The sequence below is a fragment of the Bacillus sp. FSL K6-3200 genome (genome assembly GCF_038630485.1).
Classification (GTDB): domain Bacteria; phylum Bacillota; class Bacilli; order Bacillales; family Bacillaceae; genus Bacillus; species Bacillus safensis.
This window is the reverse complement of the sequence record NZ_CP152032.1, coordinates 2,618,236-2,633,597: the sequence shown is the minus strand read 5'-3', so window position 1 is coordinate 2,633,597 and position 15,362 is coordinate 2,618,236. Positions and strand designations below refer to the sequence as shown.

Annotated in this window: 16 protein-coding genes and 2 other annotated features; of the genes, 2 read left to right on the top strand and 14 right to left on the bottom strand. The window is 42.0% G+C overall.

Annotated elements, in window-relative coordinates; translation table 11 throughout:
* Positions 1-18: 18 nt before the first annotated feature.
* Positions 19-1,815, bottom strand: coding sequence for a carbon starvation protein CstA (gene cstA, locus MHI60_RS13405; protein WP_144484912.1), 1,797 nt, complete (start codon positions 1,813-1,815; stop codon positions 19-21).
* Between the two features lie 347 nt (positions 1,816-2,162).
* A complete protein-coding gene (locus MHI60_RS13400) occupies positions 2,163-3,251 on the bottom strand; it encodes a M42 family metallopeptidase (protein WP_024425723.1) in 1,089 nt (362 codons plus the stop codon).
* Positions 3,252-3,430: 179 nt separating this feature from the next.
* Between MHI60_RS13400 and MHI60_RS13395 the strand changes: the two genes are divergently transcribed.
* The gene (locus MHI60_RS13395; RefSeq protein ID WP_024426127.1) at positions 3,431-3,835 is read left to right on the top strand and encodes a hypothetical protein; all 405 of its coding nucleotides are present in this window, start codon (positions 3,431-3,433) and stop codon (positions 3,833-3,835) included.
* A 17-nt stretch (positions 3,836-3,852) separates the two neighbouring features.
* On the opposite strand, the gene MHI60_RS13390 is transcribed toward MHI60_RS13395, so the two are convergent.
* The 8 genes from MHI60_RS13390 to MHI60_RS13355 form a co-directional block, all read right to left on the bottom strand.
* A complete protein-coding gene (locus tag MHI60_RS13390) occupies positions 3,853-4,119 on the bottom strand; it encodes a DUF1294 domain-containing protein (RefSeq protein ID WP_024426128.1) in 267 nt (88 codons plus the stop codon).
* 63 nt (positions 4,120-4,182) lie between these two features.
* Complete coding sequence (rplT, locus tag MHI60_RS13385) at positions 4,183-4,542, bottom strand: 50S ribosomal protein L20 (protein WP_003216409.1); 360 nt, start codon at positions 4,540-4,542, stop codon at positions 4,183-4,185.
* Positions 4,543-4,573: 31 nt separating this feature from the next.
* The gene (rpmI, locus tag MHI60_RS13380) at positions 4,574-4,774 is read right to left on the bottom strand and encodes a 50S ribosomal protein L35 (RefSeq protein WP_003216324.1); all 201 of its coding nucleotides are present in this window, start codon (positions 4,772-4,774) and stop codon (positions 4,574-4,576) included.
* A gap of 24 nt (positions 4,775-4,798) precedes the next feature.
* A complete protein-coding gene (gene infC / locus MHI60_RS13375; protein ID WP_024718649.1) occupies positions 4,799-5,314 on the bottom strand; it encodes a translation initiation factor IF-3 in 516 nt (171 codons plus the stop codon).
* 71 nt (positions 5,315-5,385) lie between these two features.
* Positions 5,386-5,517 (bottom strand) — a sequence feature (ribosomal protein L20 leader region).
* Positions 5,518-5,645: 128 nt separating this feature from the next.
* Positions 5,646-6,341, bottom strand: coding sequence for an antiholin-like protein LrgB (lrgB, locus tag MHI60_RS13370; protein WP_024425719.1), 696 nt, complete (start codon positions 6,339-6,341; stop codon positions 5,646-5,648).
* Between the two features lie 14 nt (positions 6,342-6,355).
* Positions 6,356-6,799, bottom strand: coding sequence for an antiholin-like murein hydrolase modulator LrgA (lrgA, locus tag MHI60_RS13365; protein WP_095409249.1), 444 nt, complete (start codon positions 6,797-6,799; stop codon positions 6,356-6,358).
* A 136-nt stretch (positions 6,800-6,935) separates the two neighbouring features.
* Positions 6,936-7,673, bottom strand: coding sequence for a LytTR family transcriptional regulator DNA-binding domain-containing protein (locus tag MHI60_RS13360; protein ID WP_144484914.1), 738 nt, complete (start codon positions 7,671-7,673; stop codon positions 6,936-6,938).
* The gene (locus tag MHI60_RS13355; protein WP_144484916.1) at positions 7,670-9,427 is read right to left on the bottom strand and encodes a sensor histidine kinase; all 1,758 of its coding nucleotides are present in this window, start codon (positions 9,425-9,427) and stop codon (positions 7,670-7,672) included. Before MHI60_RS13355 ends, MHI60_RS13360 begins: the two co-directional genes overlap by 4 nt.
* A gap of 176 nt (positions 9,428-9,603) precedes the next feature.
* Between MHI60_RS13355 and MHI60_RS13350 the strand changes: the two genes are divergently transcribed.
* On the top strand, positions 9,604-10,383 hold the full coding sequence (locus MHI60_RS13350; protein ID WP_144484918.1) for an HAD family hydrolase: 780 nt from the start codon (positions 9,604-9,606) through the stop codon (positions 10,381-10,383).
* A gap of 53 nt (positions 10,384-10,436) precedes the next feature.
* Here the strand turns inward: MHI60_RS13350 and MHI60_RS13345 are convergent, their stop codons facing one another.
* The 4 genes from MHI60_RS13345 to MHI60_RS13330 all read right to left on the bottom strand — a co-directional run bounded on the left by MHI60_RS13345 (position 10,437) and on the right by MHI60_RS13330 (position 15,359).
* Positions 10,437-11,357: a methyl-accepting chemotaxis protein gene (locus tag MHI60_RS13345; protein ID WP_144484920.1), complete on the bottom strand. Its 921-nt coding sequence runs from the start codon at positions 11,355-11,357 to the stop codon at positions 10,437-10,439.
* Positions 11,358-11,513: 156 nt separating this feature from the next.
* Complete coding sequence (thrS, locus tag MHI60_RS13340; RefSeq protein WP_111292676.1) at positions 11,514-13,454, bottom strand: threonine--tRNA ligase; 1,941 nt, start codon at positions 13,452-13,454, stop codon at positions 11,514-11,516.
* 45 nt (positions 13,455-13,499) lie between these two features.
* Positions 13,500-13,747 (bottom strand) — a binding site (T-box leader).
* A gap of 43 nt (positions 13,748-13,790) precedes the next feature.
* Entirely contained in the window at positions 13,791-14,660 is an 870-nt protein-coding gene (ytxC, locus tag MHI60_RS13335; protein ID WP_111292677.1) for a putative sporulation protein YtxC, read from the bottom strand.
* Between the two features lie 60 nt (positions 14,661-14,720).
* Positions 14,721-15,359, bottom strand: coding sequence for a TVP38/TMEM64 family protein (locus tag MHI60_RS13330; RefSeq protein WP_144484921.1), 639 nt, complete (start codon positions 15,357-15,359; stop codon positions 14,721-14,723).
* Between the last annotated feature and the right edge of the window lie 3 nt (positions 15,360-15,362).

Here is a 15,362-nt window from a genome sequence, read left to right as displayed (position 1 = left end):
CAAGCCGGCCTTTTTCATTTAGCCAGTGATAGGCGTTTCCATTCGAAGCGCTGGATCACGCCAGATTTCGACCCATTTTTTAATTGCAAACACAATAATGACAAATCCTAAGATCAGCATGATGATCGAAAGCACCGCATTCAGCACGCTGTAGCCGGATGCTTCAGGATTGAGATATACATTCGCTACCATCCAATAGCCTGCATAATTCACCGTCACATATAAGTAAGCAAGCGGAATTAAACAAGTGAGCATATATCGCCTTTTATCTGCAATTTTTAATACAACGGTTGCCCCAATAATTAACCCAACCGAAGCCATTAACTGGTTTGAAACCCCAAACAGCGCCCAAATAGAGCCAATGTCCCCTGAATAAAGTAAGTATCCCCACATAAAACAAGCAAGCGCACTTGCAAACACCGAACCAGGTACCCAGTCAGTTCGTTTAAGCGGTTTATATGCTTCACCTAAGAAGTCTTGAATCAAATAGCGAGCCACACGTGTCCCCGCATCAATAGCAGTTAAAATAAAGACAGCCTCAAACATAATGACGAACTGGAAGAAGTAAGAAGCCAAATGACTAAAGAACGGAATCCCCGTAAAGATATATGCCATCCCTACCGCTAATGTTACGGCACCACCCGTTCTTCCTTCTAAATCAAGGCCGATTTCTTTACTCAGCTGCGGAAGGTTTTCAACACTCATACCGAGTGTACGGAACACTTCTGGCGTACTGTTTATCGCAAAATAATCCCCTGGATGCAGAGCCGTAGCCGCAATTAAAGCCATAATACCAACTAAGCATTCTACCAGCATTGCGCCAAACGCAACAGGCTTCATATCACTCCAGCGGTCCAGCATCTTAGGCGTTGTCCCTGAACCAACAAATGCGTGAAAACCAGAAATGGCTCCGCAAGCAATCGTAATCGAAATAAATGGCCAGACAGGACCAGCTAATACAGGTCCTCCTCCATTCACAAACTCTGTAAACGCCGGGAATTGAATGGACGGATTCACGACAAAGATTCCGGCAATCAGCGCAATGAATACACCAATTTTCATAAAACTACTTAAATAGTCCCTCGGTGCGAGCAGCAGCCAAACTGGCAGAGCCGCAGCAAAGAAGGCATAGATCGGCAGAGCAAGAGCAAGCGTTTTTGTATCAAGTGTTAAAAAATCACCAAGTACCGTTCCTTGAATATTTGGCCCAAGGAATACACCAAACATCAGCAAAATAAATCCGGCAGATGTCGCCAGCTTTAAATTGCCTGTTTTTTTATAATACAGACCAACCCCCATCGCAATCGGAATTGTGATTCCAACTGCAAATGTCCCCCAAGGGTTACGTTCTAAAGCATGAAGCACAACCATAGACAAACCTGCCATTGTGATCGTAATAATAAACAGCATCGCAAGCCCTGTACAAAACCCGGCAACAGGTCCCAGCTCTTCCTTCGCTACCTCTGATAATGATTTCCCCTTTTTTCGCATCGACGCAAATAAGACGACTAGATCATGTACAGCTCCGCCTATGACTGCACCAATTAAAAGCCAAAGGAGACCAGGTAAATATCCAAATTGAGCGGCTAAAATCGGACCCACTAACGGACCAGCAGCTGCAATCGCAGCAAAGTGATGCCCAAATGTGACCCATTTATTTGTCGGCACATAATCTTTCCCGTCCTCTAGCGTGTGAGCCGGTGTAGGATGATCATCTGTGACCTTTAATACCTTGACCATCATAAATGTGCCATAAAGACGATAGGCAATCGCTAAAATACACATAGATCCTATTACAATTGTAACCGCATTCATTTAACCATCCCCTTTGTATAAACAATTTGTTACAAATATAACATAAATTAATTGATTTTTCTTTCTTTTAAAACCAAGTTGACAAATAAGAATAATGTGTTTATTCTTAAGGTAGCTTCACCTACTTCCATAAACTCTCTTTTGACAGGGCATTCTATGGCTCTGTCCTTTTTATTGCTTTCATCTTACAAAAATAAACGCTCGATCACATGTGCCTTATTCACTAGGAAATGTTCTCTTCTTTTACCACAAACAGTTCTTTTGACGCATCTTAAAAAACAACGTTCATTTCCTGGGAAATTCAATAAAAAAAGCCTTTCCCCTGTACTGAGGAAAGGCTTTCTTACTTAAGAACCGTACGTAATCTGTTCAACAGTTTTTTGATCAAGTCTTTTGATCACTTCTGTTAAAAGCTTCACTGCATTTTCATAATCATCTCGGTGAATCATTGCGGCATGTGTATGAATATATCTACTCGGAATCCCGATAGATAGTGATGGAACACCATGACCTGTCAAATGAATACCGCCAGCATCTGTCCCACCGCCAGGCATTGAATCATATTGATAAGGAATGTTCAGTTCATCCGCTGTTTGGACAACAAAATCACGAAGTCCTTTATGAGAAACCATTGAAGCATCAAATACAACAATCGTTGGTCCTTTGCCAAGCTTGCTTGTTGCTTCTTTCTCAGTGATGCCTGGTGTATCTCCTGCAACACCTACATCAATGGCAAATCCAATATCAGGCTGAATCGTAGCCGCTGCTGTTTTAGCTCCACGCAGGCCTACTTCCTCTTGGACAGTTGCGACGCTGTAAGCAATATTCTCATGCTGAGCATTGTGTAAGTTTTTCATGACATCAATTGCCACTGCACAGCCAATGCGGTTGTCCCATGCTTTTGCAAGGAGCATTTTTTCATCATTCATGACTGTAAACTCAAAGTAAGGAACGATTTGATCTCCAGGCAGCACGCCCCACTCCATTGCCTGTTCTTTGCTTGACGCCCCAATATCAATAAACATATCCGTAATCTCAATTGACTTTTTGCGAGCTTCAGGTGACAAGACGTGTGGTGGTTTTGAACCAATCACACCTGTGATCTCTCCCTTTTTCGTCACAATGGTGACACGCTGGGCGAGCATGACCTGTGACCACCAGCCGCCGACTGTTTGAAAACGAATGTAGCCTTTGTCATCAATTTTTGTCACCATGAATCCTACTTCATCTAAGTGACCTGCGAGCATAATTTTAGGTCCGTTTGCGTTTCCTTCCTTTTTAGCGATCAAGCTGCCAAGGCGGTCTGTAGAGACTTCATCTGCATATGATTCTATGTATGTCTGCATGACTTTTTTGACATCACGTTCATTTCCTGGAATCCCTTTTGCATCCGTTAGGTCTTTCAGCATAGTTAATGTTTGATCTAGCTTTGTCATTCCATTTATCCTCCTTTATCTTCATGGTGCATTCTTATTATACAAAACCTCTTTCGTTCAATACGATCTTTTTATGAATATTTTTTCGTTTAACGAAATATTTTTTTTTAAAAAGTTGAAACCTTTTGGTGTTTTCATTCGTAGTACATCAGATAACGGTATTGGAGGTGCATCCTGTCATGTTTGTAATCCTCATGAGACTAGCTCTTGTTGCATTGCTTGTCTACATCTTCTACATGGCGGTAAAATTCTTCTCAAATCCGAGAAGAAAGCTGAAACAAGCACAATTAAAAGAAGGCTTTTATTTTATGGACGAACAGCAAAATGCGCGCAAAAATTTTAATTTCGTCTATAAAGGTGTCTTGTTTGAAGGGGAGAAGCATGTTCCTTCTAAGGATCATCCTCTGTTTGTCCACTCCATTTACGTTTGGACGGAGTCACCTGAGAAGCTAAGTGAATTTACATTAGAAGACTTTGAAAAACTAGAGGAAAACATTATCGAGCGTTATCCTCAAACAAAAATTGATTGGGATCAGCCCATTAAAAAAATCAAACAAAAAAAAGGAGCAGACACGCCATCCTGATGGCGTCTGCTCCTTTTTCAAATAACTTGGATATATCCTAATAGGATCAGCTGTAAAATAATTAATACAGGCATGCCGATTTGAAAGGCAGGATGCTTTGTTTTATGCCGGAAATACTGCATTCCTAGATACGATCCAGCAGCGCCAAAAAGCACCGCAGCACTCCATAAATGCGCCTCTGAAATTCTCCATTTATGTGCTTTTGCCCGGCGTTTATCCTCACCCATGAGAAAAAAGCCGTAGCCATTCACCAAAATAAGCAGCAGAATCAAAGCCATATTCATTCATTTCACCTCACATGATGAGAAAAAAAGATCACCCCTCGAAGGAATGATCTTTTATAAAACTTACTTGTCTAGTTGTGCTTTTGCAGCATCAGCAAGCTGATTGAATGCACTTAGGTCATTCACAGCAAGGTCAGCAAGCATTTTGCGGTTTACTTCGATACCAGAAAGCTTTAAGCCATGCATTAAACGGCTGTAAGAAAGACCGTTCATACGAGCTGCAGCATTGATACGAGTGATCCATAGTTTACGGAAGTCACGTTTTTTCTGACGACGGTCACGGAAAGCGTAGTTTCCAGATTTCATCACCTGTTGGTTTGCTACTTTGTATAATCTATGTTTTGAACCGAAATAACCTTTTGCTAATTTAAGAACCTTTTTACGACGCTGACGCGACACAGTTCCGCCTTTTACTCTTGGCATTGTAATTCCCTCCTATGATTCCTATTCCAAATTACTTGATGTTTGCAAGTTGTTGTTTGATACGTTTGAAATCTCCAGCACTTACGATTGCGCTCTTACGCAATTTACGTTTTTGTTTTGTAGATTTGTTAGCGAACAAGTGACTTGTGTACGCATGAGAACGTTTAAGTTTACCAGAACCTGTTTTTTTGAAACGTTTAGCAGATCCACGGTGAGTTTTCATTTTTGGCATTGGATGTTTCCTCCCTCTGTTACTTTACTTTTCGACTTTTGGTGCAAGCATGAGGAACATGCTGCGTCCGTCCATCTTAGGTTTTGTTTCTACTGTTGCTACTTCAGCGCAAGCTTCAGAGAAACGGTCTAACACGCGCTGTCCGATTTCTTTATGCGTAATCGCACGGCCTTTAAAGCGGATAGAAGCTTTCACTTTATCTCCCTTTTCAAGGAATTTGATTGCATTACGGAGCTTCGTGTTAAAATCATGTTCATCGATTGTCGGGCTCAACCGAACTTCTTTTAAGCTAATGATTTTTTGATTCTTACGTGCCTCTTTTTCCTTCTTCTGCTGTTCGAATCGGAACTTACCGTAGTCCATGATTCGGCAAACAGGTGGTTTTGCATTTGCAGCAACTAACACAAGGTCAAGATTGGCTTTCGTAGCAATTTCCAGAGCTTCCTGGCGGGTTTTAATTCCCAGCTGATCGCCATTTTGTCCGATCAAACGAACTTCACGCGCACGAATACCTTCATTAACTAATTGATCTTTGCTAATAGTGAGCCACCTCCATGAGATTTTGAATTGAGTTCACAATTCATTTTGACCATTTCGTTGTATGTTTTACAGGCAAACAAAAAGTGTGGGCATATAAAACACCCACACTGCGAACATTTGCATGAAAAAATAAATGTACGGTCAACCTGTCAACTACAAACATGTGTCAATCAGGTGAGAAGCGGGTGCTTCTGCTTGTGATATCTATTCAATTCGTTAATTATTTTACACAATTTTCATTAGTCCGTCAAGTACCCGAACTCTTGAAACAACTTTTTCAGTTTAACATGATGAGACGAATTGGGCAAGACTTTTTCACACAATGACGCCATCAAAGAATCAACTGCATAAAGATTGGGATAACGATAACGGTCACAACTCCTACGACCACAACGGCGATACTCGCCATAGCTGCTTCTACTTCTCCCATCTCAATTCCAACCGAAACCCCAAGCGCATGTCCTGATGTACCAAGTGCAAGACCTTTTGCCACTGGGTTTTTAATGCGGAACAATTTTAAGAAGAAAGCACCTAGTGCATAGACAATGACTGCGTTAAATATGACCGCAAAGGCTGTAATATCCGCGATTCCGCCAATATCCTTTGCAATCGGAAGGGCAATCGCTGTTGTCGCTGCTTGTGGAAGCATGCTTTTCATCACAGCCGCATCTAAATGAATCCCTTTTGCTACGAGATATACGATCGTAATGGAACAAAGTGAACCTACAAAAATAGCGGATAAAATTTGCCACCAATATTTTTTAAGCAAGGCTCGCTGCTTATAAAGCGGGATAGCGAAAGCAATCGTGGCAGGCTCTAAGAAAAATTTGATAATCTTGCCGCCCTCATTATAATCTGCGTAGGAAAAACCGCCAACTTTCAAAAATAAAATGCCCAGTACCATCGCCACAAACAGCGGGGTGAACAAGAAGAAACCTTTTGATTTTTTAAATAAGAATGTCCCTATCCCAAAGGCGACTAATGAGACGACAATGCCAAAATAAGGACTCATTGTACTTGTACCCATTTTACATCTCTCCTTTAATGCGTACTTGAAGCTGGTTTATTTGAATGAGAAGGAGCAGATTTACTCTCCTTTGTCTCTTTACGTTTCTGCGGTTTTTCTGATAATTGCATGAGAAGCTGCGAAAACAGCCCTGTCGCTGCAAGTAGCATAATAGTTGCAATGATAATGACACCGACTACTTGCACACCTACTTCTTGCATGACACCTAGTGATTGAATAACTGAGATCCCAGAGGGAACAAATAGAAAGCTAATGAGTCCTGTCAATGATGTACCTAATTGCTCGACCTGCTCCAGTTTGACGATTTTCGTTGTTAACAAAACAAATAATAGAACCAAACCAATGACGGATGCGGGCATCGGTATCGGTAAATACATTGAAATGAGATTAGAAACGAACATTACGGTTGCAAAAATAAATGCTTGAGATAGAAATCCATATACTTTCGTGGCACTCATGCCCCTTCACCTCTTTCTTCGACTGCCCTCAGTATAAGGCATGAAATAAATGAATGAAGCGTTTACAATAAAACTCGCTGGATTCAATGACTGAAATGCAAAAAACGAGTATTGAAATACAAACAAAAAAGCCCTCCTACTCTAGCAGGAGTGACTTCTTTAATTCTTTGGCATATGTGCGGCTGACAGGAATAATAGACCCGTCTGTCATATGCAGATTATACGTCGAATTAAACCACGGCTGTACTTCTTTCATATGAGAGGTATTCACGATATAGCTGCGATGGACTCTCATAAAGTAAGCCTCAGGAAGTTTCTTTTCAATGACCACAAGCGGTTCTGTGACCACATACATGTGATCTTTTGTTTTCACGACCTTTTTCCCCTCGCTGAGTCCTACATACATGATCTCTTCAACTTGCAGGATCACAATTGAGTCATCGACTGAGATCGCTAATTTTTGCTGGTGAGGCGCTTTCTCATCTGACAGCTGATGCTCTTGCGTCTCAATGGATTTCCATTTTTTAAACTTCTGGATGGTCTGCAAAAGCCGCTCTTCATCAAATGGTTTTGTTAAGTAATCAAGGGCACTTACCTCAAACGCCTTCAGCGCATATTGATCAAAGGCTGTCGCAAATACAATTGCTGGTGGATCAGACATCCGGTTGAGCCTTTTGGCAATATCAAATCCGTTCTCACCAGATAAATCAATGTCTAAAAAGAGCAGATCCGGCTTATGATCGACCATCCGGTCAAACGCAGATTCTATATTTTCTGCTTCCTCTATTTGAACATCCTCTTTCGTTCTTCGTAATAAGTATTTTAATTCATCTCTTGCTAACACTTCATCATCTACGATTAATACCTTCATCAACGAGAATCATCCTTTTTTACATAGTCCATCGGAATGTGAAATGAGATGTCAGTGCCTTGGTCACTATGAATGGATAAAGCGGCTTGTCTGCCAAAAATCCCTCTTAACCGCTGATCTAAATTAAAAAGGGCTGTCCCTGTTCCTTCAAGTGATTCGACAGGCGCTTTTAATAGCTGAGCCATCTTATCATCTTCAATCCCCTGTCCATTATCTGTCACTTTCATATAAACATGCCCATCTTTCATCAAAGCGGATACGATGACTTCACAATTCGTTTGATGTTTAGGAAAAGCATGCCTCACTGCGTTTTCAACGAGCACCTGAAGCACAAAGGGCGGAATCAGCACCTGCTCCAGCTCCTTTTCAATTTGAAAGGTCACATGATATTTATTTGGAAACCTTGCTTGTTCAAGTGACAAATATGCCTCCACATGCTGAATCTCCTTCTGCATTGGAATCAGCAGCTGGCGGGCGCCTTGCATATTTGAACGGAAATAAATACTTAGCTGCAGCAGCAGCTTCCTGGCCATCTCCACATTGGTTCTGCATAAAACAGAGATGGTATTAATGGCGTTAAATAAAAAGTGCGGGTTCACTTGTGCTTGAAGTGCTTTGATCTCTGCATCTTTTAAGAGGCGGCTTTGGGTTTCCGCCTCCCCAAGCTCAAGCTGTGTGGAAAACAGCATCGCCAAACCTTCTGCAAGCTCCTCTTCCACCCTGCTTAATCCGACCGGAGAATTGAAATACATTTTTAACGTTCCGATCGTTTGACCGTTAGAAGTGAGCGGCAGCACGATTGCCGCTTCAAGAGGGCAATGGGCGACAGAACAATTGATTTCGCCCTTCGAATGTGCCTTCATAATCTTGCCGCTCATCAAGACTTGTTTCGACAGCCCCGTAATCAGGCTTTTAGATGGAATATGATGATCTGTTCCATCTCCGACATGCGCTAAAATCTTTTCTGTGTCTGTTAAGGAGACCGCATCTGTTTCAGTCAACCGATGAATGATCTCCGCCACACTTTTACAGGACTGTTCATTTAACCCTTGGCGGAAAAAAGGCAGTGTTTGATCGGCGATCGAAAATACACGATGTGTCTGCATCGCTTTTGCCTGCTCTTCTTGCCGAATGACTGACTGTAAAATAGATAAAAAGATAAAGCTGCCGATTCCATTTACAAAGATCATCGGCAGGGCAATGATACTGACAAGCCCCCATGCATCAGCAAAAGGCCTTGCAAACAGAAGGATAATGATCATCTGTAATGATTCCATCGCCACACCAAAAAGGGCTGCTTGGCGAGGTGTCACCATTCGATTCCTCCGCTTAAACCTACTGCCGACATAGCCTGCAATGACACCCGCTAAAATGGAAGAAATCGCACAGCTGAGCGCAGTGCTTCCTCCTAGAGAATAGCGATGAATTCCAGCTAAAAGCCCTGCGCCAATCCCTACAAACGGCCCCCCGATCAAACCACCCATTTCGATCCCCATAATTCTCGTATTGGCGATAGAGCTGGACGAGCCAAGATGATAAGAAAACTCATGATTCATGACAATTTGCTGCTGGATTTCAATACCTGTGTAATTGCTGATAATACTAAAAGAAGCAAAAATGAAGACTAGGATTGCCTTTTTCCTAAATCCTTGATTATGTAGCAATAGATTGCGAAAGCCCTTCACATGGGCAAGCACAAATCCTAAAATAACGATGATCCCCACACGCTCGATCATCATGATAATTAAATGAAGCAAACCGGCCACCTCAAATGATGTATGTCATATCTATTGTCTTTCTATTCTATCATGTGCGGTCAATGATCAAATATCTCTCAAATCTTTTCTTTATTGCCCTCTTCTTCTATTGTAAAATGAACATGAGCCTGTCACTTGCAATTGAAGGTAACACATACATAACAAGGGAGAAGATCATGAAAGCCGTATTTTTCGATTTAGATGATACTTTGCTTTGGGATGAAAAAAGCATTCATACAACTTTTCAGGAAACTTGCCGCGAAGCGGAAAAGAAATATGGACTTGATCCAGAATCGTTTGAACAGATTGTACGTGAAGAAGCAAGAAAGCTGTACTCTTCCTATGAAACATATGATTATACTGTCATGATCGGCATTAATCCTTTCGAAGGACTGTGGTCGAATTTTAGTGAACCGATTAGCGAAGGCTTTCAAAAGCTGAACGCCATTGCACCAGAGTATCGCAAAAACGCTTGGACCAACGGCTTAAAGACAGCGGGAATTGACGATGAGGCATTTGGTCAATATTTGGCTGATTTCTTTGCAGCTGAACGCAGAAAACGCCCATATGTCTATGAAGAAACATACCCTGTTTTAAACCGCCTGAAAGGCAGTTACGAATTGCTCCTTTTAACAAACGGAGATCCTAGCCTTCAAAAGGAGAAACTGGCAGGTGTTCCTGAGCTAGCACCTTATTTTAACGAAATTGTGATTTCAGGAGATTACGGAAAAGGCAAACCCGATCCAGGTATCTTTGAGCACTGCCTTCAGCTGTTAAACTTAACAAAAGACGAAGTGATCATGGTTGGAGATAATCCGAAAACAGATATTCTCGGTGCATCTCGGGCTGGCATCCAAACCGTTTGGATCAATCGCCATGGCAAGAAAAATGAAACAGATGTGACGCCTGATTATGAAATCAAAGACTTACATGAATTGTTTGATATATTAAAATAGAACAAAAAAACACCCTTCTCCTGACGAGATTGGGTGTTTTTTTATTTTTAGAGCTATATGATTGCCGCTAGATTTTGCGCTTGCCGGTCTAAGCCGCGTGCTGCTTCTCCTACAACAATGAATTCCTCGCTTGCCTGCTTTACAAGATTCCGGTTTGTAAACACGGTTGTCTTTGCCCGGCTTGTTCCGCTGCTGACCTTCTCTACTTCTGTATGGATCGCCTTCACATATTGATCTACCTTGACGATCGCTTCTTTTGAATTTGTTGCAAGCTTTCGAATTTCTGCTGCTACAACACTAAAGCCATTTCCATAGGAACCCGCATGTGCCGCTTCTATTGCCGCATTTAAGGCGAGCAGCTGGGTTTGTGAAGAAATACTGTTAATGGTTGCAGCAATGGAGCTGATGGACTCTACCTGCTCCGTTAATCCTTTTAGCAAGCTCATATTTTGATCGGTTTCGTTTGCTATATGATCAAAGGAGGCATTGACACTTTGACTATGCTGAATGCCAACTTCTGCTCGTTCCATTAATTTCGCAGACATCTCCTTTAAGCCTTCTACAACCTGTTTCATTGTGTGTTCTCTCTCCGTAATATCTGTTGCCACTTTCACAACACCCACTACAGTTCCTTCTTCATCTTGAACAGGTGAATAGGTCGCTTCAAGCCATAAGGTGCTGCCGTTTTTTGTGATCCGCTGCACCTTTTCCTGAAAGACTTGACCTTCTCTCAAACGCTTCCAAAACATGTGATAGCTTGTGTGTTCTGTAATATGCGGAGGACAAAACTGTCTATGTTTAAGACCGATCATCTCTTCTTTAGAATATCCCATGGCTTTTGCAAATATATCGTTCACCCATAGAACTTCACCTGTCACATTAAATTCAATCATTGCCAGCGAGTGCTCTAATGCACGAAGAACAGCTGATTGCTCCAATACATGTAACGATAAATTGTTTGTTGTTTGCATCATCGCTTTCATTCCCCCAATTTGTCTCAAACCAATAGTACATACTTACCCTTACTTTTGTACTATCTAAACGTCTCTTTTTAGAAATTGGATCACTAGTGGAGGATGTTTTCCAAAAAGAAAAAAGCCAGTGATCTCAAGAGAATCACTGGCTGCTTATTATTTTTTTGCTTCTGCTACTGCATGTTTCACAAAGGCTTCAAGATCCATTGTTTCTGAATCTTGTTCCCCGTATTTTCTTACATTGACAGCGCCATTTTCTGCTTCTTGATCTCCGACGACAAGCATGTACGGAATCTTTTGCATTTGCGCTTCTCTAATTTTGTACCCAATTTTTTCATCGCGGCTGTCAAGCTCTACACGAAGACCTTCAAGCTGCAAACGTTCTTGCACTTTTTTCGCATAGTCTAAATGAACAGACGGTGAAACTGGAATGACTTGGAATTGTACAGGTGCCAGCCATGTTGGAAGGGCTCCTTTGTACTCTTCAATTAAGAAGGCAACAAAGCGTTCCATTGTAGAAACAACGCCTCTATGAATGACAACTGGGCGATGGTGCTTTCCATCTTCTCCGATGTATGTGAGATCGAAGCGTTCTGGAAGTAAGAAATCAAGCTGTACAGTGGATAATGTCTCTTCTTTTCCAAGAGCTGTCTTCACTTGTACATCAAGCTTCGGACCATAAAATGCCGCTTCGCCTTCTGCTTCATAGTAGTCGTGACCAAGCTCGTCCATTGCATCCTTCAGCATCGATTGTGCTTTATTCCACATCGCATCGTCATCGAAATACTTCTCAGTATCTTCTGGATCACGGTAAGATAAGCGGAATGTGTAGTCATTCAAGCCAAAGTCTTGATACACTTCTTCAATTAGGCGAACTGTACGGATGAACTCGTCTTTGATCTGATCTGGACGAACAAAGATGTGTGCATCGTTTAATGTCATACCGCGAACACGCTGAAGGCCGGATAAGGCACCTGACATTTCATAGCGGTGCATTGTACCAAGCTCCGCAATACGAATTGGCAATTCGCGATAGCTGTGCGGCTCGTTTTTGTAAATCATCATATGGTGCGGACAGTTCATCGGACGAAGAACAAGATCTTCGTTGTCCATTTCCATCACTGGGAACATGTCTTCTTGATAATGCGCCCAGTGTCCTGATGTTTTATACAATTCAACATTCGCAAGAACTGGTGTGTACACATGCTCATAGCCAAGACGCACTTCTTTATCGACAATGTAACGCTCGATGACGCGGCGGATCGTTGCGCCTTTTGGCAGCCAAAGTGGAAGTCCTTGACCAACCTTTTGAGAATTCGCAAACAGTTTCAGCTCTTTTCCAAGCTTACGGTGATCGCGTTCTTTCGCTTCTTCCAGCAGACGTAAGTGCTCATTTAAATCTTCTTTGCTGAAGAAAGCTGTTCCGTAAATACGCTGAAGCATTTGGTTGTTACTGTCACCTCTCCAGTATGCACCTGCAAGGCTTAACAGTTTAAACTCTTTGATTTTCCCTGTAGACGGCAAGTGAATCCCGCGGCAGAGGTCAAAGAATTCACCCTGCTCATAAATCGTTACAGCTTCACCTTCTGGAATCGCCTCTAACAGTTCAAGCTTCAATTCATCACCAATCGCTTCAAAGCGCTGTTTCGCTTCTTCTCTTGATACTTCAATTCGCTCAATTGGCAGATTGCTGTTAATGATTTTCTTCATTTCTTTTTCAATCTTTGGTAAGTCTTCAGGTGTGATGGCAACATCGATGTCCACATCGTAGTAGAAACCATTTTCGATGACAGGACCTACGCCAAACTGAACGTGATGCTCTTTTCCATACAGGCGTTTGATTGCCTGTGCTAGCAAATGTGCTGTGCTGTGGCGCATAATGTCGAGTGCTTCTTCACTTTTATCTGTGATAATCTCGATTGTTCCACTTTCTAATAGCGGCGTACGCAGATCTATTTCTTTACCGTTCAATTTACCGGCAAGTGCTTTTTTCTTTAGGCCCGGGCTAATTGATGCCGCGATGTCTTCTGTTGTAGCTGTTTTGTCAAACTCCTTGACTGCTCCATCTGGAAATGTAAGTTGAATTTGTTCTGACATCTCTGGTCACTCCTTTTTTTGGCAATATAAAAACCCCGCCCCCTGGAAAGGGACGAGGTTGAATAAACGGAATCGTGGTTCCACCCTTTTTCCCGTATTTGCAGCTTACTTTTTCATAAGCAAATACGGCTTGTGTTTCGATAACGGGAATTCCCGTCAGCCATTACTAAAAAGTTCACAGCTGATGTTCAAAGGTGGTAAAGCAAATGGTCCTCTGCTAGGAAGCTTTCAGCCGCGGCTTCCCTCTCTTTAAGCGGGTGTTCATTTGTTCATGTCCTTATCAATACGGTCTCTGTATGAAGTTACACCGTATTATAAAACGTTTTTTCGTGAAAATCAAGAAAGCTTTTCACTTTTCTTGTTGAAATGAGCATGTACAAATTGAACATTCTGCTCTTGGAATGAATGAGACGGGAACACCTCGACCCTTTCTTGAAAAATATTTTGAATGGTTTGCACCATCGAGTGACCTGTATCATTTGTAAATAGGTCAATTTTTTGCGGTGCAATAGAGACGAGCGGTGCAATCAGCTGCGAATCAATATACATTGGATGCTCTCTTACAAACTGTCTGTCTATGTATTGTTTTTGATCACGCTCAGAAGCGTAGCGAAATTCCCAAATCACCAGGCGGTCCTGATGCACAACATGTACTTTTTCGAGCCTAGGCTCTCTTGCCATCACATAGTCTCGAAGTGATTGAATGAAATTTTGATACTCTTGTTCCATTTTGTATTCTTCAATGGACACTTCAACATAGTTCTTCAGCCTTCGGTCATACTCTGACAGCCTAAATGTCATAAATGAACCAATTGAAAAAACACCTTGCTGTAAAGAAATCGCCTCAAGCTCCTTTTTTAAAAGGGCTTCTCTAGGCGGGTCTTGATGAATGCCGGGAATATCATCTAAGTCCCCATTCATGATACTGTGAGCGATGGAAAGAATTTGGTGCTGCTCTTCAGGATCTTTAAATAAATAGGTGTTTTCAAGGATGCTGCGCATGCGCTCATTTTCTTTGCATTCCAAAAAAAAGTGAACCAATAATGGCCGCACAATGTGCTCAAGTGCTTCTTCTGATCCCTTCGCCTCTATGAGAAGCCGGTCTTTCCCTTGTTGAATTGACATGTGATGCCGACTGTCCAAGTGTTCAGCAAGATGTAAAAAAGCGGCGGTATCATATTCATCTTCAAAGATTATTTCAAGCATGTTTGTCCCCCCTAACGACATCTGTTACATATATATGGGGAGAACATAAAAAATAGACGCCTAAAATAAATCAGGCATCTTTCTTTTTAAAATGAGTGGTACGGAGATAAAGATCAAATAAATCAAACAAACAACCACTAAGGCCGCATAATTGCCGCTGACAAAGCTTGAGCCGAGAACATTTAACGCAATTGTCCCCGGTATTAAGCCTAAAAAGGTGGCTGCCACAAATGCACGATAATTTGCACGCGAAGCGGCTGCCGCATAGCTGACAAAATCAAAATGAATCGGTGCAATACGCAATAACAAAATATAAAGAAATCCATGCTCCTGAATACGGGACGTCACCGCTTTCAGCTTCCGGCTGTTTGAATCCGTTTCCTTCTTTTTTGCTCGAAAGGTTGAAGCAATCATGAAGGAGCCTGTTGCCCCGGCTGTAGCTCCAATGAGGGCATAAACCGTCCCAAGGACACTGCCGAATGCCAAACCTGCTGCCAAGGAAAAGACCGTAATCGGGACAAGAACAAACGGGCGGAAAAGAGATAAAAAAAGAAAAACAAAGGGAGCCAGCATCCCAAATTGAAGCACCCAATTCTTCACATCTTTTGGCGCAAGCTGAAGATGCTGTTTGTTCAGCCACCACAGTGCAGCAGCAAAAATGCCAATCACAAGAAAAAGCAGCCATTTTCTTTTGTTCATTTC

Bases quoted from the DNA above. Each gene is read 5' to 3' on its own strand.
- cstA (WP_144484912.1), bottom strand. From the start codon at position 1,815: ATGAATGCGGTTACAATTGTAATAGGATCTATGTGTATTTTAGCGATT.
- MHI60_RS13400 (WP_024425723.1), bottom strand. From the start codon at position 3,251: ATGACAAAGCTAGATCAAACATTAACTATGCTGAAAGACCTAACGGAT.
- MHI60_RS13395 (WP_024426127.1), top strand. From the start codon at position 3,431: ATGTTTGTAATCCTCATGAGACTAGCTCTTGTTGCATTGCTTGTCTAC.
- MHI60_RS13390 (WP_024426128.1), bottom strand. From the start codon at position 4,119: ATGAATATGGCTTTGATTCTGCTGCTTATTTTGGTGAATGGCTACGGC.
- rplT (WP_003216409.1), bottom strand. From the start codon at position 4,542: ATGCCAAGAGTAAAAGGCGGAACTGTGTCGCGTCAGCGTCGTAAAAAG.
- rpmI (WP_003216324.1), bottom strand. From the start codon at position 4,774: ATGCCAAAAATGAAAACTCACCGTGGATCTGCTAAACGTTTCAAAAAA.
- lrgB (WP_024425719.1), bottom strand. From the start codon at position 6,341: ATGGGTACAAGTACAATGAGTCCTTATTTTGGCATTGTCGTCTCATTA.
- lrgA (WP_095409249.1), bottom strand. From the start codon at position 6,799: ATGAGTGCCACGAAAGTATATGGATTTCTATCTCAAGCATTTATTTTT.
- MHI60_RS13350 (WP_144484918.1), top strand. From the start codon at position 9,604: ATGAAAGCCGTATTTTTCGATTTAGATGATACTTTGCTTTGGGATGAA.
- MHI60_RS13345 (WP_144484920.1), bottom strand. From the start codon at position 11,357: ATGATGCAAACAACAAACAATTTATCGTTACATGTATTGGAGCAATCA.
- thrS (WP_111292676.1), bottom strand. From the start codon at position 13,454: ATGTCAGAACAAATTCAACTTACATTTCCAGATGGAGCAGTCAAGGAG.
- ytxC (WP_111292677.1), bottom strand. From the start codon at position 14,660: ATGCTTGAAATAATCTTTGAAGATGAATATGATACCGCCGCTTTTTTA.
- MHI60_RS13330 (WP_144484921.1), bottom strand. From the start codon at position 15,359: ATGAACAAAAGAAAATGGCTGCTTTTTCTTGTGATTGGCATTTTTGCT.